The organism is Caldisphaera lagunensis DSM 15908 (assembly GCF_000317795.1).
Taxonomy (GTDB): Archaea; Thermoproteota; Thermoprotei_A; order Sulfolobales; family Acidilobaceae; genus Caldisphaera; species Caldisphaera lagunensis.
In genome coordinates this window covers 463,905-490,281 of sequence record NC_019791.1, presented here as the reverse complement: position 1 = coordinate 490,281, position 26,377 = coordinate 463,905, and the positions used below count along the sequence as shown (strand labels likewise).

29 protein-coding genes and 1 tRNA gene are annotated in these 26,377 nt (G+C 30.7%); 14 read left to right on the top strand and 16 right to left on the bottom strand.

The window, feature by feature from the left end; all coding sequences use genetic code 11:
- Positions 1–122: 122 nt before the first annotated feature.
- Both CALAG_RS02415 and CALAG_RS02410 read right to left on the bottom strand, forming a co-directional pair.
- Entirely contained in the window at positions 123–1,364 is a 1,242-nt protein-coding gene (locus CALAG_RS02415; RefSeq protein ID WP_015232157.1) for an acyl-CoA dehydrogenase family protein, read from the bottom strand.
- A 33-nt stretch (positions 1,365–1,397) separates the two neighbouring features.
- Entirely contained in the window at positions 1,398–1,796 is a 399-nt protein-coding gene (locus CALAG_RS02410; protein ID WP_015232156.1) for a DUF120 domain-containing protein, read from the bottom strand.
- A gap of 72 nt (positions 1,797–1,868) precedes the next feature.
- Between CALAG_RS02410 and CALAG_RS02405 the strand changes: the two genes are divergently transcribed.
- Entirely contained in the window at positions 1,869–3,050 is a 1,182-nt protein-coding gene (locus CALAG_RS02405) for a hypothetical protein (RefSeq protein WP_015232155.1), read from the top strand.
- A 39-nt stretch (positions 3,051–3,089) separates the two neighbouring features.
- Here the strand turns inward: CALAG_RS02405 and CALAG_RS02400 are convergent, their stop codons facing one another.
- The gene (locus CALAG_RS02400) at positions 3,090–4,481 is read right to left on the bottom strand and encodes an MmgE/PrpD family protein (RefSeq protein ID WP_157463156.1); all 1,392 of its coding nucleotides are present in this window, start codon (positions 4,479–4,481) and stop codon (positions 3,090–3,092) included.
- Between the two features lie 79 nt (positions 4,482–4,560).
- Between CALAG_RS02400 and CALAG_RS02395 the strand changes: the two genes are divergently transcribed.
- On the top strand, positions 4,561–5,571 hold the full coding sequence (locus CALAG_RS02395; RefSeq protein ID WP_015232153.1) for a DNA primase large subunit: 1,011 nt from the start codon (positions 4,561–4,563) through the stop codon (positions 5,569–5,571).
- On the opposite strand, the gene CALAG_RS02390 is transcribed toward CALAG_RS02395, so the two are convergent.
- The 3 genes from CALAG_RS02390 to CALAG_RS02380 all read right to left on the bottom strand — a co-directional run bounded on the left by CALAG_RS02390 (position 5,561) and on the right by CALAG_RS02380 (position 7,660).
- Positions 5,561–6,127, bottom strand: coding sequence for a tRNA-wybutosine modification methyltransferase TYW3 (locus CALAG_RS02390; protein WP_015232152.1), 567 nt, complete (start codon positions 6,125–6,127; stop codon positions 5,561–5,563). The two genes, CALAG_RS02395 and CALAG_RS02390, sit on opposite strands and share 11 nt — an antisense overlap.
- Positions 6,105–6,920: a class I SAM-dependent methyltransferase gene (locus CALAG_RS02385; protein ID WP_015232151.1), complete on the bottom strand. Its 816-nt coding sequence runs from the start codon at positions 6,918–6,920 to the stop codon at positions 6,105–6,107. Before CALAG_RS02385 ends, CALAG_RS02390 begins: the two co-directional genes overlap by 23 nt.
- A gap of 140 nt (positions 6,921–7,060) precedes the next feature.
- The gene (locus CALAG_RS02380) at positions 7,061–7,660 is read right to left on the bottom strand and encodes an alpha/beta fold hydrolase (protein WP_048816688.1); all 600 of its coding nucleotides are present in this window, start codon (positions 7,658–7,660) and stop codon (positions 7,061–7,063) included.
- A gap of 250 nt (positions 7,661–7,910) precedes the next feature.
- Here CALAG_RS02380 and CALAG_RS02375 point away from each other — a divergent pair, with 250 nt between their 5' ends.
- From CALAG_RS02375 to CALAG_RS02360, 4 genes are read left to right on the top strand one after another with little or no spacing between them, the layout of a single operon-like run.
- Positions 7,911–8,483 carry a DNA-directed RNA polymerase gene (locus CALAG_RS02375; protein ID WP_015232149.1) on the top strand — a complete coding sequence of 191 codons (573 nt, stop codon included), beginning with the start codon at positions 7,911–7,913 and terminating at the stop codon, positions 8,481–8,483.
- A 34-nt stretch (positions 8,484–8,517) separates the two neighbouring features.
- The gene (gene metG, locus CALAG_RS02370; RefSeq protein ID WP_015232148.1) at positions 8,518–8,862 is read left to right on the top strand and encodes a methionine--tRNA ligase subunit beta; all 345 of its coding nucleotides are present in this window, start codon (positions 8,518–8,520) and stop codon (positions 8,860–8,862) included.
- Positions 8,863–8,907: 45 nt separating this feature from the next.
- Positions 8,908–9,354: a hypothetical protein gene (locus CALAG_RS02365; protein WP_015232147.1), complete on the top strand. Its 447-nt coding sequence runs from the start codon at positions 8,908–8,910 to the stop codon at positions 9,352–9,354.
- Positions 9,354–10,952, top strand: coding sequence for a DEAD/DEAH box helicase (locus tag CALAG_RS02360; protein ID WP_015232146.1), 1,599 nt, complete (start codon positions 9,354–9,356; stop codon positions 10,950–10,952). The genes CALAG_RS02365 and CALAG_RS02360 overlap by 1 nt, the downstream gene beginning before the upstream one ends.
- A 7-nt stretch (positions 10,953–10,959) precedes the next feature.
- Here CALAG_RS02360 and sucD read toward each other — a convergent pair whose 3' ends face one another.
- Together sucD and sucC are read right to left on the bottom strand one after the other, a co-directional pair.
- Positions 10,960–11,841 (bottom strand): succinate--CoA ligase subunit alpha, encoded by an 882-nt coding sequence (sucD, locus tag CALAG_RS02355; protein WP_015232145.1) that lies wholly within the window; start codon positions 11,839–11,841, stop codon positions 10,960–10,962.
- A gap of 11 nt (positions 11,842–11,852) precedes the next feature.
- Positions 11,853–12,986, bottom strand: a complete 1,134-nt coding sequence (gene sucC, locus CALAG_RS02350) for an ADP-forming succinate--CoA ligase subunit beta (RefSeq protein WP_015232144.1) — start codon at positions 12,984–12,986, stop codon at positions 11,853–11,855.
- A 214-nt stretch (positions 12,987–13,200) separates the two neighbouring features.
- Between sucC and CALAG_RS02345 the strand changes: the two genes are divergently transcribed.
- Genes CALAG_RS02345 through CALAG_RS02335 form a run of 3 tightly spaced genes read left to right on the top strand, consistent with a single transcriptional unit; the run spans position 13,201 to position 15,328 of the window.
- The gene (locus CALAG_RS02345; protein ID WP_048816687.1) at positions 13,201–13,503 is read left to right on the top strand and encodes a hypothetical protein; all 303 of its coding nucleotides are present in this window, start codon (positions 13,201–13,203) and stop codon (positions 13,501–13,503) included.
- The gene (locus CALAG_RS02340) at positions 13,500–14,066 is read left to right on the top strand and encodes a hypothetical protein (protein WP_015232142.1); all 567 of its coding nucleotides are present in this window, start codon (positions 13,500–13,502) and stop codon (positions 14,064–14,066) included. The genes CALAG_RS02345 and CALAG_RS02340 overlap by 4 nt, the downstream gene beginning before the upstream one ends.
- Before the next feature lie 32 nt (positions 14,067–14,098).
- Positions 14,099–15,328 (top strand): redox-regulated ATPase YchF, encoded by a 1,230-nt coding sequence (locus CALAG_RS02335; protein ID WP_015232141.1) that lies wholly within the window; start codon positions 14,099–14,101, stop codon positions 15,326–15,328.
- On the opposite strand, the gene CALAG_RS02330 is transcribed toward CALAG_RS02335, so the two are convergent.
- The 5 genes from CALAG_RS02330 to CALAG_RS02310 all read right to left on the bottom strand — a co-directional run bounded on the left by CALAG_RS02330 (position 15,325) and on the right by CALAG_RS02310 (position 19,221).
- Positions 15,325–15,645 (bottom strand): Rpp14/Pop5 family protein, encoded by a 321-nt coding sequence (locus tag CALAG_RS02330; protein WP_172633877.1) that lies wholly within the window; start codon positions 15,643–15,645, stop codon positions 15,325–15,327. The genes CALAG_RS02335 and CALAG_RS02330 overlap by 4 nt on opposite strands.
- A 132-nt stretch (positions 15,646–15,777) precedes the next feature.
- Positions 15,778–16,038 (bottom strand): 30S ribosomal protein S28e, encoded by a 261-nt coding sequence (locus CALAG_RS02325; protein WP_015232139.1) that lies wholly within the window; start codon positions 16,036–16,038, stop codon positions 15,778–15,780.
- Positions 16,039–16,110: 72 nt separating this feature from the next.
- Positions 16,111–17,097 (bottom strand): methylmalonyl Co-A mutase-associated GTPase MeaB, encoded by a 987-nt coding sequence (gene meaB / locus CALAG_RS02320; RefSeq protein ID WP_015232138.1) that lies wholly within the window; start codon positions 17,095–17,097, stop codon positions 16,111–16,113.
- A gap of 5 nt (positions 17,098–17,102) precedes the next feature.
- Positions 17,103–17,543: a cobalamin B12-binding domain-containing protein gene (locus CALAG_RS02315; protein ID WP_015232137.1), complete on the bottom strand. Its 441-nt coding sequence runs from the start codon at positions 17,541–17,543 to the stop codon at positions 17,103–17,105.
- A complete protein-coding gene (locus CALAG_RS02310; protein WP_048816686.1) occupies positions 17,521–19,221 on the bottom strand; it encodes an acyl-CoA mutase large subunit family protein in 1,701 nt (566 codons plus the stop codon). Before CALAG_RS02310 ends, CALAG_RS02315 begins: the two co-directional genes overlap by 23 nt.
- A 176-nt stretch (positions 19,222–19,397) precedes the next feature.
- On the opposite strand from CALAG_RS02310, the gene CALAG_RS02305 reads away from it, so the two are divergent.
- Positions 19,398–20,219 carry an ABC transporter substrate-binding protein gene (locus CALAG_RS02305; protein ID WP_157463155.1) on the top strand — a complete coding sequence of 274 codons (822 nt, stop codon included), beginning with the start codon at positions 19,398–19,400 and terminating at the stop codon, positions 20,217–20,219.
- Between the two features lie 2 nt (positions 20,220–20,221).
- Here the strand turns inward: CALAG_RS02305 and CALAG_RS02300 are convergent, their stop codons facing one another.
- Positions 20,222–21,787, bottom strand: a complete 1,566-nt coding sequence (locus CALAG_RS02300) for a glycogen/starch/alpha-glucan phosphorylase (protein WP_015232134.1) — start codon at positions 21,785–21,787, stop codon at positions 20,222–20,224.
- A 127-nt stretch (positions 21,788–21,914) separates the two neighbouring features.
- On the opposite strand from CALAG_RS02300, the gene CALAG_RS02295 reads away from it, so the two are divergent.
- The gene (locus tag CALAG_RS02295; protein ID WP_245529252.1) at positions 21,915–23,084 is read left to right on the top strand and encodes a glycosyltransferase family 39 protein; all 1,170 of its coding nucleotides are present in this window, start codon (positions 21,915–21,917) and stop codon (positions 23,082–23,084) included.
- A complete protein-coding gene (locus CALAG_RS02290; protein ID WP_015232132.1) occupies positions 23,050–23,820 on the top strand; it encodes a carbon-nitrogen hydrolase family protein in 771 nt (256 codons plus the stop codon). Before CALAG_RS02295 ends, CALAG_RS02290 begins: the two co-directional genes overlap by 35 nt.
- A 46-nt stretch (positions 23,821–23,866) precedes the next feature.
- Here CALAG_RS02290 and CALAG_RS02285 read toward each other — a convergent pair whose 3' ends face one another.
- The gene (locus CALAG_RS02285; RefSeq protein ID WP_015232131.1) at positions 23,867–24,283 is read right to left on the bottom strand and encodes a type II toxin-antitoxin system VapC family toxin; all 417 of its coding nucleotides are present in this window, start codon (positions 24,281–24,283) and stop codon (positions 23,867–23,869) included.
- Positions 24,280–25,521, bottom strand: a complete 1,242-nt coding sequence (locus CALAG_RS02280) for a translation initiation factor IF-2 subunit gamma (RefSeq protein ID WP_015232130.1) — start codon at positions 25,519–25,521, stop codon at positions 24,280–24,282. The genes CALAG_RS02285 and CALAG_RS02280 overlap by 4 nt, the downstream gene beginning before the upstream one ends.
- Before the next feature lie 197 nt (positions 25,522–25,718).
- Here CALAG_RS02280 and CALAG_RS02275 point away from each other — a divergent pair, with 197 nt between their 5' ends.
- On the top strand, positions 25,719–26,177 hold the full coding sequence (locus CALAG_RS02275) for a peroxiredoxin (RefSeq protein ID WP_015232129.1): 459 nt from the start codon (positions 25,719–25,721) through the stop codon (positions 26,175–26,177).
- Between the two features lie 118 nt (positions 26,178–26,295).
- A tRNA-Phe gene (locus tag CALAG_RS02270) sits at positions 26,296–26,367 on the top strand.
- The last annotated feature ends 10 nt before the right edge of the window (positions 26,368–26,377 follow it).

The window sequence follows — 26,377 nt, the reverse complement described above, 5'->3', positions numbered from 1 at the left end:
TAAATAACAATATTATAATTAATATGTTTTGATGATATCAATGATCTTTATCGTTAATATAAGCAAATAAATTTTATATTAAATTTTAATTTATAAAAAAAAAATATATAAAATAAAATTGATTATTCTCCTTTGACGTATTCTCTTCCGATCAATTCTCTAGCAACTATATATCTCATGATATTTTGTGAGCCTTCCGCGCCAACTAAATATGATAATACTCCTAACAGGTTCCTAAATACGTTAGCCTCTTCTGTATAAGAATATCCCCCATAGGTTTTCATTGTTGTTTCTATTGCCTGGAAAGCCGTTTCTATGGCCATAATTTTTGATGCTGATGCCCAATAATTAAGATCTTGCGGTTTATATCCTGATTCCTTTTTAATGAATATTTTATCTGCAAGTTGGGCTGATTTATAAATTAATAGTCTAGTTGCTTCTATTTTTGCTGCAACCTCTGCAATTGGAAAACTAACACCCTGGAAAGATGCTATTGGTTTATCATCAAACATCCTTCTTTCTCTAGAATACTTAACAGCCTGCTCTAAAGCCCATTGAGCTGCACCTATATTTGCTGCACTTACTAAAACTCTAGCTATTGAAAATCCTTGCATTGCCAAATAAAAACCTTTATTTTCCTCTCCAATCAAATGATTTGAATCAATTGTTGCATCTTTAAAATGTAATAATCCTGTAGATATTGCATGCCTACCAATAGTGTTTAAAATAGAATATTCAAGACCTTCAGTTATTTTCCCGTTTTTATTACCTATGAAGGCAAACGTAGATAATCCTCTATGCTTATCTTCTTGTCTTCCAGTTCTTGCAATTAGAAACCAACTACCCAAATCTAATTGTTCTAATGCTTCTCTTACACCGCTTATGTATATTTTTTCTCCATTGATTTTATACAAATTCCCTTCTTTTTTAGCAGTTGTTCTCTCTCCTGCAACATCGCTTCCTCCTATAGTTTCTGTAGAGGCTATGCCGAAGAACCCTCTTCCTTTTCCCACTATGGGAAGTATTTCTTGCTTTGCTTCTTCCTTACCATAAAGATACAATATATATGGCCAGCTATTATTTAATAAAGTAAATACAGCTGTTGCAACAGCAGGATCATTATATGCTACTTCTTCAACAGCTAGCGCAGCTAAGAGAAAGTTTCCTCCTTGACCCCCATATTCTTCTGGTACAGCTATTGCAAATAATCCCTGTTCACCCATTTTATGGATAACTTCTGTAGGTATCTTCCTTTCGCTATCCATTTTTATCCATATTGGACTGAGTTCTTTAGATAAGAACTCATGTATAGATTCTTTGAAAAGTTTTTCATCTTGGGAAAGATCAAAATCCAAATTTATCACCATGAAAATTATTATAATACTACTTAAAATATTTTATTCTATTAAAATATTTATTTCTATTATAGATCCATCATTAATATTTAACAAATCTCTCAGCTTTTTATCTGATATTATTTCTATAACTTCTTTGTTATATATTGTTATTTCAGGCCTTAAAATATATGAATTCAACGAATTAAAAATCAAAATTGGATATGCATAAACTCTCCCAAATTTTGTATTTGGAATATTTGGAGGATCTATTATAATCATCTTTGATTTTAATAAACATTGATTAAATTCTTCTACATCAGATATTAGTTTTGCATTTAGAGTTCCTGGATAGGGAATGAATCCCAATTTGTTTTTTATGTTCTTTGAGTATAGACTAACGAAGAATTCTCCTTCGTTTTTTCCGCTAAACACCTTAGCTTTAAAGGTCTTTTTGCACAAGTTTTTCCCCTTTCTACTCCATTAAGCTTAAATTAGTAATTATAAAATTTCTTAGGAGGAGGGCTAAATGGTATGATTAAGAAAAAATTATTTGTGGCATTGATTATGTTATTAATTCCATTCATATCTATAACTGGTATGGCTCAAAGCTTGTCTTATAGCATTTCCAATACAAGCGTGACAATAAATAATCAATATTATCAGATTTATTTTAATTTAAGTAATGGTGCAACTATAACCAGCTGGAAAACCTTAGTCCCACAGGTCAATCAATTCAATAGCGTAGAGATCCCCTCTATGGTAGTTTCTCTAAATGAATCAATACCAGGAAACTTATATAATAAAGCTTGGAAGGCTTCATTAATAAATAAAAATTCAAATTATGTAAAGGTGGTGATGACTCCAGTAAATAATATCAATAATGTTTCTGTTTATGAGTTTATTACAGCAAGCAACTATTATCCTTATATTAATTATGAGATAATAGTAAATACTACTGCAAACGAATCATATATAAAAGATCTTTACATAGCTATTGGAGGTAATTACGATAATAATTCATGGTCATTTGTTGTATCTAGTTTAGAAAATGGCATACCAAATTATTATGTAACAAATTCCTCTGGAAGTTATTCGGGAAATATTATGAAGATTGCAATGTTTTCCTATTCAAGTAAAGCTTATAATTCGATTATAGGTTTAAATTTCATTAGTCCTGTTCAAGCTAATTTGCAATTCTTAAAAGGCTTCATTAATGGAACCTTAGAGTCTAATATTGCATACACAATTATAGATATTAAAAATATTACGTTATCAAGAGGGAATAGTTATGAAATAAGTTTTAATTTATATGATGCCCAATTTAACCCAGAATTAATCAGCTTAACAGATTCTACTGATATGGCCTCGCAAGTGTATAATATAAATGGTAACATAACTAATTTGGTAAATTATCAAACTATGATAAAGAGTTATTTGAATAATATAACATCTTTAAATCAAAGTGTGAACTCTTTAGAGACTAAGGTAGGGGAATTGCAAGGTTTAGTAAGTTATTGGCAGGTAAGATATAATGAAACAAATCAATTGGCAGGGAGTTATTCTACCAGATTGCATAAGAGCGGGGAAGTTTCAATAGGTCTCTTTATACTTGGCTTAGTTATAGGTGTATTAGGAGGTGCGTATTTCTTAAAACCAAAACCCTTAGAGACCGTGCCAAGTAGGCAGCAAAAGAAAGAAACAAAAAAGAAATAAAATTTTATAAAATTTAAAATAAATTATTAAAATGATTCATTACTCTTTTATTTTTAAAAGACTTAACGCTTTACTTATGTTCATGCATTTCTCTATATTCCATACAATATCTATGAACTGTTTTGCATTTCTCTTATATAATTTCCCATTAGTTACTCTTAAGAATTTATCAACCACACCTTCTCTGCTAAGAGGATTCTTAAAGTGACCTGGAGGATATGTGCTGCTTTCTTCAAATGTTCTGCCATCAGATAATTTTACAGTAATTGTATTTTTAATTCCAGTGGGATATAATTTGTCATGTTCCGGATCAACTTCAACTTTCATTTTCTTTAATACATCCCTGACATCGTTTGCTAAATATCTTTCTTCATGGAATGTATCTAACCAAACTTTACCATCAAGAAGTGCAGCAGCAACTATATATGGTAAGCTATGATCTGCTGTTTCTCTTGTTTTTGGATCCCACTTTTCTGGATCTTTCACTATAATGTTATAAGAAACCTGAAAAGTCTTTACATTAACTTCTTTGATATCTTCTGGCTTTAATGAACCGGCTTTCTCCCTAATTTTTAATGCAGCATCAACAGCGCTCATAGCATGATATTCTACAGGCCAATACTTTATGCTCGTTTCTAATACCTTAAAAGGTTCATTATCTTCTCCACCCATTTTTGGTATATCGAATTTATCTCCATTTAATGCAACTCTAAAGAATCCAAACTCCCCGCTAAATATTGGAGATGGACCTTTCATGCCTCTGGAAGCGAGAATTGCAGCAAATAAACCATTTCTAGATGCATTTGCAGCTGCACAGCCTTTCCACATGCTAAGTTCTCCAGCTCTTGTTTGCCTTAATGCTGCAGCATTTACAGTAGATAAATTAATTGCCTGCAGCAATCCCTCTTTATCTAATCCTAAAACTTTTCCTGCTCCTACAGCAGATGCTATTGCGATATAAACAACGTGATCCCATCCTTTGCTCCTAACACTATATGCGTCAGCTAATCTTGCAGTAATCTCATAGGCAGTAACTAATCCTTCTAAGATTTTTTTACCATCAGCTTTTGCTATTTCTGCAGCAGCTATAATAGCTGGTATGTTATCGCTTGGGTGAAGGGCTTCTTTAGAAAGATATGTATCCATAAAATCGAAGTACCTTGATGCACATCCATTTGCAAAATCTACATGGTCTGCTGGCCCAGTCCTATCTGTACCCCAAATAGTTGCAGAAAGTCTTGAACTTGATGACGATTCAGCTACCCATCTAGCAATACTAACAGGTTCTTCATTAAATGCTCCAATAGCAACACCAAAGGTATCAAGAATCCTCTTTTTAGCTTCTTCTATTACATTGTCTGGAATGTTTTTATAAGTAATATTAGATGCCCAGTCTGCTATTCTTTCAGATAAATCCTTATAGGAAGACATCTCTTTTCTCACCATAATCATTGTAACCTTATCTATTATTAATACTTGTGGATATCAACTATTTATAACTGGGGAAAAAATGCTCACATATAGCAAATATCCGTTTATTATATCTTTAGAAGAATATAGCAAAATGAACTACGGATATAGAATTGATATAAACTCATTACTTGAGAATGAAAAAATAGTAAAAATTTCTAAAAAAAGGCTTGGAGAGGCAATAACAAAAAAGGTGAGTCCATTAAAAAATGGAGATACAACAGATGAAGAGGTTTATTCATTTTATGTTTCATTAGCTGCTATTAAAGCTTCAAATTCTGTTATTGCATTAGATTTATTCGCAAAGGCCGAAGCAAATAGGGCTAGCTATTTTATTGATTATGAAGATGAAGAAAATTTAATTGCTTTAAGTAATGCTATGGGATTAAAAATTGAAAAAGAGTTAATAAAGATACCTTGGATTATTAACACAAATGGAAAAATAACTTATAGAATGCTGCCATATTATGTAAAAATGGAAGATTACTTAAAAATAGCAGTAAATGCTCAAGAAAATGCATTTCGATTAGTAAATTCATTTTTGTTAAATGGAAAGGTTTATCTTGATATAAAAATTTTAAAAAGGCTATTAGAAGTTGGTATTATAGTTAAAATAAAAAATATATCTAAAGATTTAGAAATAAATGATTTAGTTTTAGATTTTTCAAATGAAATTTTTAGATATTTAAAGTTAGCTGAAAACAAAATACCTACAAGTAAAATTGAATATAAGGCTTTTCCTCCATGTATGACAAGCTTTAGAGAACTATTAGATAAAGGTAAAATTGATGAAGAAAGACTTTATCAATATATAGCATTTTTGATTTCCATTGGAATTGATGAAGAAGAATTAAGTGATATATTGGCTAACGGTTTAGGAATCTCTCCAAATTTATCAAAAAGGATCGCAAAAGCTTTTCTAAGTATTGAGGATTTAAGCCCTTATAGATGCGATGTAATGAAGAAGAAAAACTTATGCCCTAAAGATTGCGGGGGTAAGCATCCAGTCCTTGTCTATAAAAAGAATCTGCAAGACATGTCTAACAAGTAAGATTTTTCTTAATTAAATTAGTTAGCTTTTCAAGCCTTCTATGTCCTTCATCTAAAGCTTTATTAGATTTATTTATAATATTTGATAGAGAATTTATGTTGAAAATAAATGTATTATTTATTTTTAAGGGTTGAGTTATTTCTACGGCACTCATTAATTCTACTGTAAAGATATTGTCTGAGCTTGATATAATTCCACTATGTTTAAAGCCTGATGTTCTTGCTATGTTTAATATATTTAATGCGCAATTAATTTTTTCTGTTCTCAAATGAATTATAGGTCCAGTTATCTTAAGCCATAAATTATCAAATGGCCTGGATAATACATTAGCTAACTCATATATTGATAAATGATTATGGGTTTTATACACAACTCTTGACCTATCTCTTTCCCAAGGCCAATCTCCTTCAATAATTGTTATCCTTCCTATACAACTGCTTGATGTACTAAAGTTTTCATTATTTAATGCAAGTATGTAATTTTCAGCATTAGGATCTAAATATCCTATAATTCTTTCTTGCCTTAAAATGTCTTCAATTTTTTTCGATATAGACATCAAGTACCACCTGATATAGTCTAGGTCCTACTGGTCTGACCTCTTTTGAATTTATGATTTTATATGTAATGTTGTATTTATTTAGTTCTTCTTTTGATATGTTTTCTGCAAGATTTAAATAATCCTCATCTTTTTTTGAATTAATATGCAAGTAAATGTGAATAAATCCTTTCTTGTTTATAGCTGATATTGCATATTTGATATACTCAAGAGCTTTTTCTGGTAATGGCATTAAGACTCTATCAGAAGAATTAATTAATTTTTCCTCGATTATTTCTTTTGAATCACCCAAATAAGGAATAACAATATCATTTACCTTATTAATATCTATATTATTGACCATATATTTATATGCATAAGGATTAATATCTATACTATGAACTAATTTTGGCTTTGATTTTTTTGCAATTATTATTGAAAATAAGCCAGCACCAGCAAACATATTTGTTATAATTTCTCCATTTTTTACCAAGTTTGCAATTCGTAGATGCTCATAACTCAATCTAGGAGTAATGAAAACCTTTCTAATATCAACTTTAAAAGAACAACCATGTTCTTTATATATAGTCTCTGATCTATATTCTCCGGCAAGATGTTTATATTCTCTTGTTTTGAATTCTCCTTCAACTGGTGAAGATGCTAACCAAACACTTTTTATATATTTGTTTTTTTCTAGAATTTCATTAGCTAATTTTTTAAGTTCATCTTCATTTTTGTAATTAAATGGAGGCTTTATAATTGCTATATCTCCAATGTATTCTATTTTTGGTTTCTTCCAAACTGCTTTTATCATCCTTTGCCGCCCTTTATTTATGCGCTATCTATATCATACTAATATAAAAATAATGGATCCTTATTAACTTCTTATTTATAATTATTTATTTTAAAAATATTACATTATTAATAAATTATTTTTATTAGAGTTTTCGAATATCAAATTTTAATTTTGTTTTTGAGATAGTTTCTTATTAATTCGTTAAATTCCTTTGGTTTTTCTAAATAACAAGCATGTTGAGTACCCAAATAAATAAGCTCAGAGCTTTTAACACTATTTAATATTAAATGAGCATTGCTTATAGGAGCTATATCATCCTTTGTGCCCCATATTAATAAAATTGGTTTTCCTTCCATATTTTTTAACTTCTCTTTATAATTTATTATTCTAACTCCACCAACAATTACTGCGCCTTTAACTCTTTCTGGGAAGTTTGCAGCAACACCTGCAGCAGCATAGCCTCCAGAACTCGCTCCAACAATTACTGCATCTTTTATTCCTAGGGCATCCATAAAATCTTTGACGAATATATACTCCGTATCTTCATCATAAATACCCTTATCTGATTTTCCTTGACCTGGTGGATCTATAGAAATAACTCTAAATTTTTCATTATATATAATATCATATGTTCCAACGTCTATCCACGTCTTGGCATTATATCTTATACCCGGAACTAATAATACTGGATAACCATTACCATCGTCATAATAATGTATATTTAAACCATTTACTTTTACTATTTTTTCTGTATACATATTTCTCACAAAGTTAAAAGCTGTAGGAAAAAAATTTAAAGTTTCTATGTTAATTATATAGAATTTCTAAAAGGTTTGATTGACTAAAATTGTGTAATTATTATCTTAGAATTCTAAATAGATTAATTTTAAAAATAATTTGATAAATATATAAGAAAAATGTATTATAATTAGTAATGATTTGAAAACGATATGAGCAATTTTTATAAATTTATAATTTAAGTAATATACCAACTGATAGGGGAAAAAGATGTATGCACAATATACGCTCCATGAATGGGTTGGCGTCTCACCAGATGTAGCATTTACAGAAAATCTGAAAAAAGCAGTTATAGAAACGCTTAGAAGTGAACTTGAAGGACAAGCTGATCCTGATTTAGGAATAATTATAGCTGTATTAGATGCAGAAATTGAAGGCGATGGAATATTATTATCTGAGGACCCAAACATATATTTTCCTGTTAAATATACGTTAATTTCTTATGAACCAATGCAACTAGAGGTAAGTAAAGGAATAGTTAGAGATGCAAGAGATTTTGGACTTTTCGTTAGTTTAGGCCCGATAGATGGGTTTGTTCATAGAAGTCAAATAATGGATGAGGATATTGAATATATTCAAGAAAGAAGGGGATTTAAAGGTAAGGAAACAGGTAGGCTTATAGAAGCGGGAGACATAGTTAATGTTAGGATAACACAAATAAGCAAGACATCGAAGAAATCTGGCTTATATAGAATAGGTTTAACAATGAGGCAGCCTTATTTAGGAAAAGAAGAATGGTATAAAGCAAACAAGGAACAAAAAACAGAAAACGAACAAAAATAATTAAAATTTACTAGTTAATAAAATATTCTGAGGTGTGCGAATTTTGGAAGAAAAAATAGATTATAGTGAATTTTCAAAAATTGATTTAAGGGTTGGAAAAGTTATAAGTGCAGAATTAGTTCCAAATAGTAGAAAATTAATAAAGCTTATCGTCGATCTTGGTACAGAACAAAGGCAAATATTAGCAGGACTTCAAAAATGGTATAAACCAGAAGACTTTGTAGGTAAATTTGTTGTTGTGGTAGCTAACTTAAAATCCAAGATTATGGGAGGCTTGGAGAGCCAAGGTATGATTCTTGCAGCCCCTTGTGGAGATGATAAAAAACCTGTTTGGTTAACTCCTCAAGAACCTGTAGAGCCTGGCTCAAAGGTTTGCTAGAAAGGTTTATTGGGTTTATTTATAATATGTTATTGGGGCCTAGCAATGAAGAGGGTTTTAAGTGAAGAGAATTTAAATGATTTCGAACCCACGCCTAGAGCTGGGCCCTGCATAGAAGAATTCCTTGGAAATAGTGAGGAACTTCAAGAAGTATATAGTGTGTCCCAAAATAGAGAATATGATTACGTTGATGTTTTGATTTATGATGATAAATTTTCATTTTATTTAAAGTTATTTAATGACATTGAATGTTTGCATATAATGTATGCTATTATTGAATCATGTAATGAAAATGAAAAAGATTTTTTATTAAAATTGGCTGATGAACCTGAGGTATATAAAGTTATAATAAAGGGAAATTGTATTAAATTAATTATTCCATCTTTACCATTAATAAGAATTACAAAAATAATGGAAAAAGCAAAGATAAATTCTAAACAAATCCTTTCGTATAGATTCACAGATTATTCAGAAAATGGTGATAACGAATAATGCCAATGAGATTTAGAATTAAGTCATGGTTAAATAAAGAATTATATAAAGAACTATTGAACTTTTCAGATTTTATTTCTAGGAATCAAGGTATTTCTATATTTGAATTAAATGAAGAAAAAATTAAAAATAATAAATATAGTCCAATTGATATAATAGAAAAATTGAAAGAACTAGAAGATGTTATTGTTAAAGAAGATTTAATTAATATTGAAAACTATTTTAAGAATCAAATTGGAGTAACTATAGAATATGATAAAAAATTCATCATTTTAAAATCAAAGATTTTCTTAAAACCCTATTTAGAAGATTTTCAAATTAAAGGTAAGTATGATAACGTGCATAAATTTTATCGATTCGAACCTTATTTATATTATGATCTAAAAAATTATTTAATATCTAAGGGGCTTATGGTTGAAGATAAAACGGATATACTTAATAATAAACTACCTAGGCAAATTAAATTTAATGGAGAACTAAGAGATTATCAGATCGATGCTATAAGATCATGGGAAAATAATAAATATAGAGGAGTAATAGTATTACCGACAGGTTCTGGAAAAACTGTTATCGCTATAAATGCGATGTCTAAGTTAAGTGTAAACACCTTAGTCGTTGTTTATACTAAAGAACATATAAAGCAATGGGAGGATTCTATAAAAAAATTCACTGATGCGGGAGGCATGATAGGATCTTTTTATGGCGATGAAAAAAATATGCTTCCTATAACAATAACAACATATCAAAGCGCTTTTAGAAATATAGAATTATTTGCAAAGAAGTTTGGGTTGTTGATATTCGATGAAGCTCATCATTTGCCAGCAGAGAAATTTAAATTAATAGCAACCAAAATGCCTTCTCCATTTAGGATGGGTCTTTCTGCTACTGCTGTAAGAGAAGATGGTAAACATGAGGAAATCTTTCCATTAATTGGAGGTATAATATATCAAAAATCACCAAGCGATTTATCTAAAGAGGGATATCTAGCACCATTTATAATAAGAAGAATTAGGGTTGAGCTTAGTAATGAAGATATGAAAAGATATGACGAACTTAAGAACATCTATTTAAATTTTAGTAAAGGAAGAAGTTTTAATGAAGTATTAGATGCAGCAAAGAAGGGGGAAATTAATGCTATAAAAGCATTAAGGATAAGATCACAGATGCAACAAATTATTCAAAAAAGCAATTCAAAAATAGAAAAGGTTGTAGAAATAGCAAAGAATGAATTAAGCAAAGGATCTAAGATAATAATATTTACACAATACAGAGATCAAGCTGAAGAGCTTGCTAATAGATTAAATGCATACTTAATTCATGGCGGGATTGAAGAGAAAAAAAGACTAGAAACCTTATACAACTTTAAAAATTCTCCATCAGGTATACTTGTTATAACAACTGTTGGAGATGAGGGGTTAGATATACCTGATGTTAACGTTGGTATATTTGTATCTGGAACTGGATCTAGAAGGCAATTTGTACAAAGGCTAGGAAGACTTTTAAGGCCAATGCCAGGTAAGAAATCAATTTTATATGAAATAGTTGCAAGTAGAACAAGTGAAGAAGCACAATCTAAGAAAAGAAGAAGTGGGATTTAAATAAAAATCATTTTCCTTTTAAGGCATCGTTTATTAGCTTAGGTAATTCAAATGGTGTTTTTGCAACCTTTATTCCAACACTTTCCAGTTTTTCCACTTTATCCTTGTATGTACCTGAACCTAGCATTATTATTGCACCTGCATGACCCATCCTTTTTCCTTCAGGTGCTGTTCTTCCAGCTATGAAAGCAACAACAGGCTTTGTAAATCTTTTTTCTTCTACCATTTTTGCAGCCCTTTCTTCTGCATCTCCTCCAATTTCTCCAACTATTATTAATGCCTTTGTTTGTTTATCTTTTTCGTAATATTCCATAACTTCTGTAAATGTTAAGCCTATTACAGGATCTCCTCCAATACCTATAACTGTTGATTGACCTATACCTGCCCTTGATAATGCATAGCTGACTTCATAGGTTAATGTTCCACTTCTAGATGCGATACCAACTGGGCCGGGCATAAATACGTGAGCAGGCATTATACCAACTTTAGATTCCCCTGGTGTAATAGCTCCCGGGCAATTAGGACCTATTACATTTACTCCCTTAGATTTGGCATAATTTATGAATTCAAGCGAATCATGCACAGGAATATGTTCTGTAATAACAACAACTAATTTTAATCCTGCATCAACAGATTCATAAACTGCATCTGCAGCAAATTTTGCAGGTACAAAAATTATTGAGGTATTTGCATCTGGGTGTTCTTTAACTGCTTCAGAAACTGTATCGTAAACGGGAACGCCATGAACTTTCATACCTCCTTTACCCGGTGTTACTCCAGCAACTACCTTAGTTCCATAGTCTAGCATTAACTTTGTATGGAAAGAACCTTCATTTCCAGTAATACCTTGTACGATGACTCTCGTATTTTTATCTACTAATATACCCATCTTGTATCACCTTATTTACCAACTACAGATTTAACTGCTTCTATAGGATCATTATATGCTTCTATCCCAGCCTGTTTTAATATTTCTTTTCCTTGTTCTTCATTTGTTCCAGTTAATCTTATTACTATAGGTTTCTTAACTGATGATTCATTTAATGCCATGACTACTCCTTTAGCTACTTCATCAGCTCTTGTTATTCCTCCAAACATATTTATGAAGATTTTCTTTGCCTTCGGATAATCCAATAAGAATTTAACACAAGTCTTTACATGCTCAGCTTCTGCTCCTCCTCCCATATCTAAGAAGTTTGCAGGTTTTCCTCCATATTCATAAATTAAATCCATAGTTGTCATAGTTAGTCCAGCCCCATTTCCTAATACTCCAATGTCTCCATCAAGCTCAACGAAGGCTAGATCTAATTCGTGAGCTTTTATTTCATATTCAGTATTTTCACCAAGCCTTTCTTCTTCCTTTGCTGCATAGTTCTCATGTCTATATAATGAATTATCATCGATTGTTATTCTAAGGTCTAATGGTATAACCTTATCTTCTAAATACGCTAACGGATTACTTTCTGCTAGTTCTGCATCATATTCAATAAATGCTTTGTATAGTGTTGTTAAGAATTTTTCAAAGCTTCCTAAGGCTTTTCCACTAACACCAATGCTTTTACCAATAATTCTTGCCTCATAATTTCTTAATCCTATAAATGTATCAATTGGGTACCTAATTATACTTTCTGGATTATTTCTTGCTATTTCTTCTATATCTACTCCTCCGAACTTAGAAGCTAAAACAACTGGCTTTCTTAGAGATCTATCAATTACTATTCCAACATATAATTCTTTATCATGTGGAATAGCTTTTTCAATTAAAATGTAAGAAGGCTTTATGCCCTTAATTGAAGTTTCAAATAATGTTTGAGCTGTTTTTACAGCATCTTCTACAGTTTTAACTATTTTTATCCCACCTGATTTTCCTCTTCCAGCAACTAAAACCTGGGCCTTAACAGCAAATGGTGGTTCCATTTTTGATTCTCTTATCTTTTTTTCTATATCATCTCCCTTTTTAATTAATACACTTTGCGGGATTTCAAACCCATAATTTTTTATTATTTCTTTTGCTTCGAATTCAAATAGTTTCAACCATTTTCACCAAAATTAAAAAGCAAATAAAAGTAAATTAAATTCTTTTTGCAACGTTTGTTAATAAGATATCCATAAATTATAAATTTAATAAAAAATTAAAAATAAATACGTTAATAGCCTCATTAATGGTGTATTCATAAGTCATTATTAGTAAAAAAGAATATAAGCAATAGAATTAACGGTTATAAATGGAAATCTATGGGTGTATATAGTGAACAGGAGACGTAAGCAATCAGAAAAAGAAGATCTCTACAGAACAGATTTTTATAGACTTAGCTCTTATCCAACATATAGAAACAATGATAATAGGGAAGTATTAAACCAAGGAGATTTAATAAAGGTAGTTATAGGTAATATGGATGAAAATGGTAGAGGTCTTGCATCTTATAAAAATTACAAGGTATTTGTAAAAGGAGAGGTATTTCCTGGAGATAGGGTCAACGTTAGGATAGAAACAATAAAAGGTAATACAATAGTTGGTACCGTTGAAAAAGTGGAGGAGAGAAATAGTTGAATAATTGTAAGCCCAACAAAGATTTTATGAGAAATATTGTAAACATTGTAGTTTCTGAATATTCTGGAAAAATATCATCAAATGTAGTTGAAGATATTAAAAAAAGGTTAGGTTATGCTGAGGCTAAGTATAAATTTAGCATTTATGGAGGAAATCCATTAAAAATAATTGATTATTTAAAAAGCGAGGACTGGAATGATTTAGTTTCATATGTTAAATCAATTCATGTAGAAGACTTGTTAAAATCCATATTAGAAAGGTTATATAATGAATATAAAAATAATTGCCAAGAAGTTTCAGAATTTGCCAAAAACTTATCAGAATCTCTTAATAGCAATCAAGAGAAAAAAGATAATATAAGCTTTGAATCTATAGTGAATTCATTAAAGCTATATGGGTATCAACCAGAAGTGATGGAAAAAGAAGTGATGTTTAAAGATGGTAATGTTTCTGTAAGGATTTTATTAAACGATGGATCTCTCTCATATACAATATGCAAAGAAGGAAAAGCGCAAAATTTAGATTCAATAATGCAAAGAACAAACAAAATAAAAGAGATATAACTAAGTTAAGATATTAACAGATATGATGGAAAATGGAACCAACAAATGCTTTAATTGGAGTAGTTGGTAAAACTAATGTTGGTAAATCAACATTCTTTAGTGCTGCAACTGAAATAGATGTACCAATAGAAAATAGACCTTTTGTCACTATAGAACCTAATGTTGGTATAGGATATGCAAGGAAGAAATGCGTTCATGTAGAACTAGGATTGCCTTCATGCAATGCTGCAAATAGCGTGTGTAGAAATGGCGAAAGATTTATTCCAGTTAAGCTTATGGATGTTGCAGGTTTAGTACCGGGAGCTCATCAAGGAAGAGGCTTAGGAAACAAATTTTTAGATGACTTAAGAAGGGCTGATGTATTTTTATTAATAGTTGATGCAAGCGGTTCAACAAGTCCTGAAGGAGTTGTATCAAGCCCTGGAACCTATGATCCTATTGAAGAAATAAAATTTGTTATAACTGAAATTGATGAATGGATTTATCAATCTGTAGAAAAGGATTGGGATAAGTTTTTAAAACAATATTCAATTGGAGCAATAAAAGATCCATTAGAATCTTTTTCGCAAAGATTATCTGGGTTTGGTATAAATAAAGAACAGGTTGAAATGGCTTTGAATAATCTAAAGATATCATATAATGAATTGTTTAAAATAAGCAAAGAAGACCTGAAAAATTTGTTAAAAGAAATCAGAAGGCTAACTAAACCAATGGTAATAGTTGCTAATAAAATAGATATACCAGAAAGTGAAAAAAACTTAGAAAAAATCAGAAATTATTTTAAAGAATACCCTGTTGTACCAGCAAGTGCTGCTGCTGAATTATTTTTAAGAAAACTAGGGAAAAAGAATGCAATTGACTATATACCAGGAGATTATGATTTTAAAATAAAAGCTGGGGAAATTGATAGTAAAACAAAAGGTATTTTAGAATTAATAAAAAATAATATTATGGATAAATTCAAAGGAACAGGTGTTGTTCAATCAATTAATGAAGCATTATTTAATTCATTAAAACTAATTCCGGTATATCCAGTTGAAGATATAAATAAATTTACAGATAAGAAAAATAGGGTTTTGCCTGATGTAATACTAATACCTAAAGGTTCTACCGCAAAGGACTTAGCAGGGAAAATTCATACAGATTTAGCTAATACTTTTTTATATGCAATAAATGCAAAAAACAAGCAAAGAATAGGGGCAAATTATTTGCTAAATGAAAATGATGTTATAAAAATAGTTGCTGCATCCGGAAAAGGTTAAGAGAGCAGCTTCTTTGCCTTATTTATTGTTCCACTAGTCCTTATAGGTATTATCAATAATTCATCATTATCAATTTTTCTTATTAAAGCAATAGCAGTAATTAAATGACTAAGATAAATGTGTTTAATTCTTAAAATTCCTCTTTTTGTTTTGTTATCAAAATATATCAACTTAAGATATGAATCAGCTAGACTTGTAATGCCAAATAAATTCTTAAATTCTTCTTTTATGGAATTCTCTAATAATCCTGGATCAATATCTTTTATTGAGGCTATTTCGAATATTAAATATCTCCTTCTAGGTTTCTTAATTTTCATTTTTCTAGGTATTAATAAAAATTTATTTTCAATTTTTTTAATAAAATACATATTAAGTAAATAAGTAGTTAATAAAGATACTAGAATAGATACTATTATGAAATATAAAAGATAAAGATCCATTACTTAGGTTTACCTCTTCCTTGTTAGTTTTCTTGCTTCTCTCTCAGTTTCTCTCAGAATTATTATATCTCCAACTCTTACAGCGCCCATAACGTTTCTAGTAATTATTCTCCCTTTATCTTTACCTTCTAGAATTCTTACTCTAACCTGTGTAACCTCTCCTGCAACCCCAGTTCTCCCTATTAGTTGTATTACTTCTGCTGGATATCCAAGTTCTTCTATTATTTGAGCATCTTGCGAAGTATTCTTTTCCTTTTTCTGCTCGCTCAATTTTTTCACCTTATAATAGACTAAATAGAACCCTTAATAAGTATAGCTTAATTTTTATAAAATTCTTTAAATTTAATCTTTTTTATTTTGCGGTAAAAAATCTACAGCTTTTTTAGCAAGCTTTAGAGAAGTATTAAATATATTGTTAGCATTTATGGCAGATGATTTAAGCTCATCATATAGCTCTTTTGAAGCAAGTTTCAACCCTTCAGATAAAAATTGTTCTGCCAATAAATTTATCATTAACATCCTTCTTGAAACGAGTTTTTCTTGTAATTTATTGGATTCCTTTATAAAACTAAAATGATCTTCTATAGCTTGAACTAATTCTTCAATACCTTTACCCATAATTGCACTAGTTTTAATTAATCTAGGCTGCCAATTAGAATCATTGCCTCCTAAATCGCCTTTCTCCAAAGCAAATGAGAGGTATTCATAAGTTTTGTTAGCCTCTTCTTTATCCATCTTATTTAATACGTAAATATCCCCTATTTCCATTACACCAGCTTTTAATGCCTGTATATCATCTCCAGCCCCAGGCATTGTTACAACAACTATTGTATCGGCTGCACTCATTATATCAACTTCTGATTGACCAACTCCAACAGTTTCTATGATAATTTTTTCATAGCCTAATGCATCAAATGCTTCTATCATGGCTAATGCAGCCAGGCTAAGCCCTCCCTTAAGTCCTTTTGATGATACGCTTCTAATGAAAACTCCAGGATCTGTTGCATGTTCTTGCATTCTTAATCTATCTCCAAGAAGAGCACCCCCACTTATTGGGCTGCTAGGATCTATTGCTATTATAGCTACTTTATACCCTTTTTTTCTTAACGAAGTTATAAGCTTTGAAATTAATGTACTTTTCCCAGATCCAGGTATGCCTGTTATACCTATTATTTGCGCTTTTCCAGACCTCTTTGCAAGTTTTTCTAGGAGATCCTCAGGCATAGTATATGGATTTTCTAGGTAACTCAAAATTCTTCCTATAGCCCTCATATTGCCATTAGAGGCTTTATTTAACAGATCATCAAGCATAGTTTCTGTAATTGACAAACAGTTCAACCTCTTAATTCTAATTTCCTTTTTTCTTCTGCTAGTTTTCTAATTATTTCAACAATTTTCCTCAAGCTTTCACCAGGCAAGAAAACCTCTCTAACTCCTATTTTCTTTAATTCATCTACATCAATTATTGGTATTGTACCCCCAATAACCACAGGTATATCACTAGCTCCAGCATTTTTTAATTCTTCCATGAGCATCTTCATATGATGTATATGGGCCCCGCTCAAAATGCTTATTCCTATTACATCTACATCTTCTTGCAATGCAGAAGAAACAATTTGCTGAGGAGTTTGTCTAATTCCTGTATATATAACTTCAAATCCAGCATCTTTTAGAGCTCTAGCTATTACTTTAGCTCCTCTGTCATGTCCATCTATTCCTAGCTTTGCAACTAATACCTTAAATTGTTCTGTTTTAGTATATTGGGGGCTCAACATATGCTCCAAACACCTCCTTTAAAGTACTCATAATTTCTCCTAGAGTTGCCTTCGCTTTCGCGGCTTGTAATATATAAGGCATAAGATTAACATCCCCTTCTGCTGCCTTTCTTAACTCATTTAAAGATCTTTCCCATAATTCCTTATCTCTTTCACTTTTTATTTTATTTATTCTTGCCTTTTGTCTTTTTTCAATTTCTGCTTGATCGAACTCCAATAATGGAACATTTCTTATTTCATCGACTTGATTATCTTCAAATATATTTACTCCAACAATATATTTCTTCTTTTCATCAACTTGCTTTTGATAATTATAGCTTGCTTCAGTAACTTCTCTTTGTGGAAATCCTTTTTTAACAGCCTCTAGCATACCACCAAGCTTTTCAATTTTATCAATATATTTCCAAGCTTGCTCTTCAATTTCATCAGTGAGCCATTCAACATAATAACTACCGGCTAAGGGATCTATTGTATCAGCTATGCCAGATTCATAAGCAATTATTTGCTGTGTTCTTAATGCAATTTTTGCTGCAAATTCACTAGGTACCCTAAATGGCTCATCAAAGCTATTAGTATGTAAGCTTTGGGTTCCTCCTAAGACGGCTGCCATAGCTTCTATTGCAGTCCTTATTATATTATTCCATGGTTGTTGAGCTGTTAAGGAAACTCCAGCTGTTTGAGTATGGAATCTCATCCACATGCTTCTCTCCTTTTTTGCATGGAACCAATCTTTCATAATTTTTGCCCACATCCTTCTTGCGGCTCTAAACTTTGCAATTTCTTCAAAGAAGTTTATATGCGAATCCCAGAAGAAACTTATTCTAGGTGCGAACTCATCTACATCTAGACCTCTTGATATTAATTGTCTTACATATTCTATTCCATCTGCAATGGTAAATGCTAATTCTTGAACTGCTGTAGACCCAGCTTCTCTTATATGATATCCGCTTACACTTATTGGATTCCATTTCGGTAAATTCTTCACACTCCATTCTATTAGATCCATGCTAACTCTAACAGCAGGTTCTGGTGGAAATACATAGCTTTTCTGAGCTATGAATTCTTTTAGAGGATCATTTTGCGTTGTTCCTCCTATTTTATAATAAGGAACTCCTTGCATCTCAGCAACTCCTACATAAAAGCTTAATAAAACAGGTGCTGGCGGATTTATTGTCATATTTGTTGTAACTTCTCCCATATTTATTCCATCAAATACTATTCTCATGTCTTCAATTGATGGCACACTTACTCCTACTATTCCCACTTCTCCTTCGGCCATTGGGTCATCTGGATCTATTCCTATTAATGTAGGATAATCAAAAGCCAAGCTAAGTCCTGTTTCTCCATGTTCAATCAAGAACTTTAATCTTTTATTAGTTTCTTCAGGCCCTCCAAATCCACTAAACATTCTCATTGTCCATAGTCTGGCTCTATACATAGTTGCATGGATTCCTCTTGTAAATGGGTAACTACCAGGAAAGCCTAATTTGGAATCATAGTCAAAATCTTCTATATCTAATGGAGTATATAGATTCTTGATTTGTATATTACTTAAATTGGTAAACTCTTTTTCTCTTTCTGGAACTTGTTGTAACCATTGTGGAAGGACATTATTTTGCCAATTTTCCAACGATTTTTTAATCTCTTTTAATGAGTTTTTGTCGTATAAATTACCCATTGCACACCCCATTAGATACACGGTATTACAGGAGTTTTATAATTATTCATAATCTTAATATATACATTTGTTATGAATTTTTATCTCATAGCATATATGATATCTTAAAAATTGAAAATAAGCACGTGAGTATTTATATAAGGTTTAAAATAAAAAATATTGATTGGTGTAAAATAGTGGTTAAGCTTTACTCTGAAATATTAAGTAAAGAAATTGAGATTCCTGATAGACCTGAAAAAATTGTTAGTTTAGCTCCAGCAATTACTGAAACCCTTTATTTAATTGGTGCAGGGGATAGAGTAGTTGGGGTTAGTTTCTTCTGTAATAAGCCTCCTGAAGTAAGTAAAAAGCCAAGAGTTGGGGCATATTTAAATGTAAATTATAATTTGTTAGAAAAGCTAAATCCTGATCTCTTGTTAGTTACAACTGGTGCTCAAAGAGATAGAATTAACGAATTAGAAACAAAAGGATATAAAGTATATCCAATACCTTTACCAGTAAATATTTACGGCATACTTGATAATGTTATGATTACAGGAATAATTGCAAATGAACAAGAAAAGGCTAGAGAATTAGCATTTAACCTTACAGAAAAAATATTAAAACTTAAAGATATTCTCAAAGGCATAAGAATATATTATGAAATAGATTTAGGAGGGCCTGTTAGCGTTGGATCTCACAGCTATATAGGAGATGCATTTAAATTTATGGGTTTATCTCACGCATTTGAAAAAGAAAGAGTCCCTTATGTAATAAATCCTGATCCTAATTACATAATTAATTATAATCCTGATATAATTGTCTATGAACAAAAAATGAATGAAAATGCTACTGTAGAAAAATACATTAAGAATTTGGAAAAAAGAAATATTAAAGATATTGATGCTATTAAGAAAAAGAAAATTGTAATCATGGAATATGATAGCTTAGCTCATTATGGCCCAAGCTTTTTTGATGCTGCAATGAGGTTAGCAGAAAGAATAAAGAATTTAATATGAATTTATTGGTTATTTTCTACATTTTTATCCATTTTTTCATTAAAATATAATTTATCTAATACATTATTAATGTCAACTAGTTTGTATGTCTTTAATGCGTTAAGTTCCATTTGTTTATATTCATCGCTTCCAAATATATTAATAGCTTTTTCTAGATAATTTGAAAATTCTTCAAAATCTTTTTCGTCTATTTCCTTTGCCTTAGGGTCTGTATAGAATTCAATTAATTCTCTTAAATCCTGACCAAAAAGCCACCCATTTTCTCCATGTTTTATAACTTCTAGCGCACCTCCATCTCTTGATCCAATTACTGGAACTCCATTAGCTAAAGACTTCATATATGATGTTCCACATGCTTCCCAACCTGAAAATGGAGTAAATGTTTGTATATCACTACCAGATAAGAGCATTTTAGCATTAAAAACATCATAATTATGTAAATGAATTACATTAGGATATTTTTTAGACAATTTTCTGAAGTATCCTACATAATTTAAGCCTTCTTTATCATTAGGATGTGCCTTCCCTCCTATAACAAATATAGCATCTTTGCTAATGCTATTTTCCTCAATAAACCTTGTTATAAAATATGGTCTCTTATACGGAGTCATCCTTCTTAGCCAAATAACTATAGGCTTATTATCAATCTTTAAATCAGGTTTATAATTTTTCAAGAAAATACTTAGCTCATTTCTAGATTTTTGATGTGCATCCCATATATCTTCTTTTTCTATTTTATCTAGGCCCTTAGATTTTATAAGATCTTTAATATGATCTCCAACCCATCTATCTAAATTAACACCATTGGTAATATGATTTATTTTATCTTTATAATCTTTAAATACATTTTTTGTTATTTCTTCATGTTTTGCCGAAACAGTGTATGAAATAATAGACTTTTCAAGACCAATTTTTGTTAAGGTAACGAATTCATCGCTTGAATCATAGCCAAATTCCTCATGTAATATTGAAGATGGATAAACAGGATGACCCCAAGGTCCTGGTGTGTGGGTTGTAAACCTATAGTTTTTGAATTCTGGCAAAGCTAGCATCGTAATTGCTGTATATGCTTCTTGTAAGTCTATGTATTTTACATTTTCTAATCCAATAATGTTTTTTATATAATATGCAGATGCCTTTGCTAGAAAGATGTATTTATATATCTTTTCTTCATAACTCTTTTCTATATATAATCTATCACAAAAACCCCTAACCCATTTAGGGCATTCAGCCTCAAAAAATACTACCTTGCTTTTCCCTTTTTCATATATCCAAGGTCTTGCTATTACACTTTGAGATTTTAATAGTATTTGAAATTCCTTTTCTGGTTTTAATAAAGACTCCAATGGTAAGGGTTGGGATTGAGGGAGAGGAATTGGATTATCATTTTGATCAAAGCTATAATCAACATAACCTTGTTTATAAAGTAAAGTTAAAACATAGTATTTTAGATTTCGTGACAATGCAGCATAAAATTTATCTCCTTCTAAAATTCCTAAACCTCCAGCATAAGAATAAAATTCATCTAATGCAATTTCTGGCGTTATAGATATTAATATGTTGTCCAATTATTATCACCTAACACTGTATTGAATATAATTAAGAGATTAATATTTATTCTTATAGTTTTTAGTTTACTTATGAGATTAAAAAAGAATAAATATTTTTGTAGATTATTGGCTATTGGGGTTTGATTTGAATTTAAACACAGAAAAATTAAAGAGAATATCTTTTATAATAGGATTCATTATTACTATAGGCTTCTCTTATATGGTAGGAATTTCAGCCTATCACATCGCCACTACAACAAATGGAGGTGGTTACAATAATTCCTATATAAGTGATGAGATTTATTATGTTGATAGCGCAAGGAGGATATTAGTTAATGTATTTGGATATAAAGGTGCAACATATCCATATAGTGGTGAAACTTTATCAACATATTATAATTTTGAGCACCCTCCATTGGCCAAATATATTATAGCATTGTCAATGGCATTATTAGGTGATAAACCTATAAATTGGAGAATACCTAGCATATTAATGGCATCATTAATACCATTAATAATATATTTGGGAATATCTATCAAAAATGATATAAAATGGATTTTTTTAGGCACAATTGCTGCAATGATTAGTTCATCAGATCACATACTAATAGTTATGGGATCAGTAGCTTTATTAGATATTTATGCCGCTTTCTTTTTAACGATAGCTATTGTAATGGCCTTTAGAAAAAGGCTTTTGTTATCTGCAGTTTTTGTTGGACTTTCTGCGGCATCAAAAGAAACTGGATTGTTTGGCGTGTTAGCTCTTATAATATTGATTTTTGCGTTATATGGTAAAAAAGCTGAAGCGTTAAGGAAGATTGGAGAAGTAATATTAATTATTTTGGCAGTTATCTTAGTTGTTTATATTCCATTATTTTATCATTTTGGTGTATTAAATATATTACAACAAACCATTGGGGGGTTAAAATGGGATTTGCAAAGTAGGCCTCCAGGACCTCCAACTAGTTCACCAAGTGGATGGTTATTTAATGTAGATCCATTTATATTATCATATTCTCCCTTATTAGAAGCATCAACAACTCCTGTTATTGAGGTTCCTGCTATGATTTCAGCTATAAGCATTTTCATTACTTGTCTCCTTTATAAGAGGGAATATTGCTGTAATGTTGGATCAGTATTTTATGTATCAATATTTCTAGGATTTTGGTTAGTTTACCTTTCCGGAAATCGTACCCTTTATAGCTTTTATTCGGTAATATTAACACCTGCGGCTGCATTTACATTAATTGAAGCACTTAATTTAATCATAGGTGGAAAAAATGGAAAAGCTGAAAATAACAATAGTTCAATTTAGAAGAAGACCTTTAATAGATGAAAATCTATGGAATGCAATTTCTTTAGTTAAGAACAAAACGGATATAATTGTTTTTAGTGAAAATTGGTTATCAAATAAACCGATTGCTTTAAATGATTATAGCTATTACTTAGAAAAAATAGGAAATATTTTAGATGCAAATATTTTAGGTGGAATTCAATATGTTTATGATAATGGATATATAAAAAGTGTTGGAATGGGTTATATAGATGGAAAATTGGTTAAAATTTGTGAAAAAATAAATCCATCTAAGGCTGTTGGAGAAAGAAATTATCTGGTTGAGGGTAAATATGTAAAACCAATAAAGGTTAATAGTTGGTATATAGGATGTGTAGCCTGTGTTGATATTTTTTACCCAGAAATATCAAGAATTCATGCATTGAATAATGCTGATATATTATATAATCCTGCTAGTATATCCAATGAAAGCCTAGCATTATGGCATTCAACTTTACAAACAAGAGCAGCTGAAAATGTTGTTTATTCTATTGGCGTTAATAATACAAACACAGTTTATCCTGATAATAGAATTACAGCTGGAGGGAGTATAGTATTTAATCCTCATGGAGATAAAATTATAGAATTGGGAAGTGATGATGAAGCAATAGATATTATTTTAGATTATGATTATTTTAATTATGTTAAGAATAGATGGGCGTTTAGGGATGATTTAATAAAAAAATATTCTATTTTTTATAAAAATAATTTCTTATAATAAATGTTAGGATTTAAATAATTTAAATAATTATTGAATAAATTGTTTAATCTAATTCTTTCCATTCTAATTCAAGTTTTGATTTAGAATCCCTATAATATATTGTAGGGATTTTTGCAATCCTAAGCCTACTTCTTAGCTCTCTATCGTTTGTTGCAACAAAAACAACTTCACCTTTATTTTTCAAATCTAAAGAAGTATAGAATATGGAATCATCGGCATCAGTGACATTTTTGGTCTCTATAATTTCAACTTTATTTTTTATTATATTTAAACCGAACTTTATATTAATGTTTATTATTCTATTTTTGTTTTGTTCAGAGATCTTTTTCAATTCATCAATTACACTGGACGTCGTTATTAAATTGAATTTTTGTTCAAGCAAATCTTCAAACATAGATATGGTAATAATCCCTTTTCCAAGCATAATAATCATATTAGAATCCAAAATTACCTTAGTCAATTATTTATAAGCCCCCACCCTATTAATCTCCATCTACCAGCAATCCTTCTGCTCATTGCAACTCTTAATCCTTTCCATGCAACAACTGGTCTCTTTAATTTTACTGACACCGCTTCTTTAGATATAGAGTTTATTGTACCGATAGTTAAACTGGTACCAACAGCAAGCATTAAGATTTCATTTTTCATTAATGGTTCAACTTTTATTTCTTCTTTTGATCCTACGACATTTTTAAATAGATGATATTCAAATTCTAATTCATTAATAGCTGGTGGTATTGACCCAGGTTTGCCTATTATATTGCCAACTAAATTATCTGATTTGGTTAGTGAAGGATCTAATTTAGTTCCTATAGCAACTAATCCCCCTGGTTTAGCTTCTTCGACTTCATATTTACCAAATCTAAGACTCGTTATTTCAGTTGATATAGGTTCGTATTTATTTTCGCTAATTTGCGTACCAGGACTTATTTCAATTTCATCTCCTATTTTGAATTTACCTTGTATTATAGAACCGCCTAATACTCCTCCTACTAAATCCTCAGGCTTTGTACCTGGCTTATTTACATCAAAGCTTCTTACAACAAACATTAATGGATCTTTATTATAATCCTTTTTTGGCGTAGGGATATATTTTTCTATTGCTGCAAGGAGTGCATCAATATTTACCCTTTTGAGGGAACTAACTGGTATAATTGGTGCTTTTTCAGCCCATGTATTACTTATAAATTTCCTTATCTCATTATAGCTTTCCTTAGCTCTTTCTGTAGAAACTACATCTATTTTATTCTGAACTATAACTAGGTTTCTGATACCCAAGATATCAAGCGCTAGAAAATGCTCAAGGGTTTGAGGTTGTGGAGCCGCTTCGTTTGCAGCTATTACCAATATAGCCCCATCTATCAATGCTGCCCCGGACAACATTGTTGCCATTAATATTTCATGCCCAGGGGCATCAACATATGATATTCTTCTTATAAGTTTAGGTTTTAAATTTGGTGAACATTCACAAACAGGTTCTGGGGTATAATTTTCTGGAAATTCACAACCTTCACATTCCCATACTTCTCCATCTGCATATCCTAATTTTATGGTCATTCCTCTCTTAATTTCTTCGCTATGTCTCATAGTCCAAGTTCCTGTAAGTGCTTGAACTAATGTAGTTTTTCCATGATCTACATGGCCAATAACTCCAATATTGACTTCAGGTTGTATTTTTTCTAGCTTGTTTTCAGACATATTATTTACATACCCCTTTTTATTTTGTTCGGATAAAGGCTTAAAAACAATATATGAAAATAAAAGATAAATTTTAACTAATGAGATTAAGACCTGTTACTGAAAAAGGAAATAGCGCTCTTGCCTTAAAAATATTAATTAATATTTAAATTCTTTAGATATACATTCTATTTAGAAAAAAATTGTAGGTGAAATAGATGTTAAAAGAAGGAAATTTGGCGCCAGACTTTGAATTAACATCAAATAATGGTGAAAAAGTCAAATTATCTAATTTCAAGGGAAGGTTTGTTGTATTGTATTTTTATCCTAGAGCTATGACAGCAGGATGTACAAGAGAAGGATTGAGATTCAATGAACTATATGATGATTTTAAGAAACTTAATGTAGAAATTCTAGGCGTTTCTACAGACAGCGTAGATAAAATAAAGAAATTTTCTGAAAGATATGGATTTAAATTTAAGTTGTTAAGTGATGCCGAAGGCTATGTTGTAGGCTTATATGGTGTAAAAAAGGATTCAACATCATTGGCAGCCGAAAGAACTACTTTTATTATTGATCCTAATGGGATCATTGTTAAGATACTCAAAAATATAAGGCCTGCTGAAAAGCATGCAGATCAATCTTTGGAGGAACTTAAGAAAATTATTAATAAATAAGTAATTAAATAAAGCATCATTTTTAAATTGTTATATGGGTTAATACCTAAATTTGGACAGGCTCTGTGCGAGATCATACATTTTTATATTTTCTGGTAAAGTGTCTATTAAGAGGAGAGCCGCCGTAGCTCAGTGGGAGAGCGCCCGGCTGAAGACCGGGCGGTCCGGGGTTCAAGTCCCCGCGGCGGCAAATTTCTGGG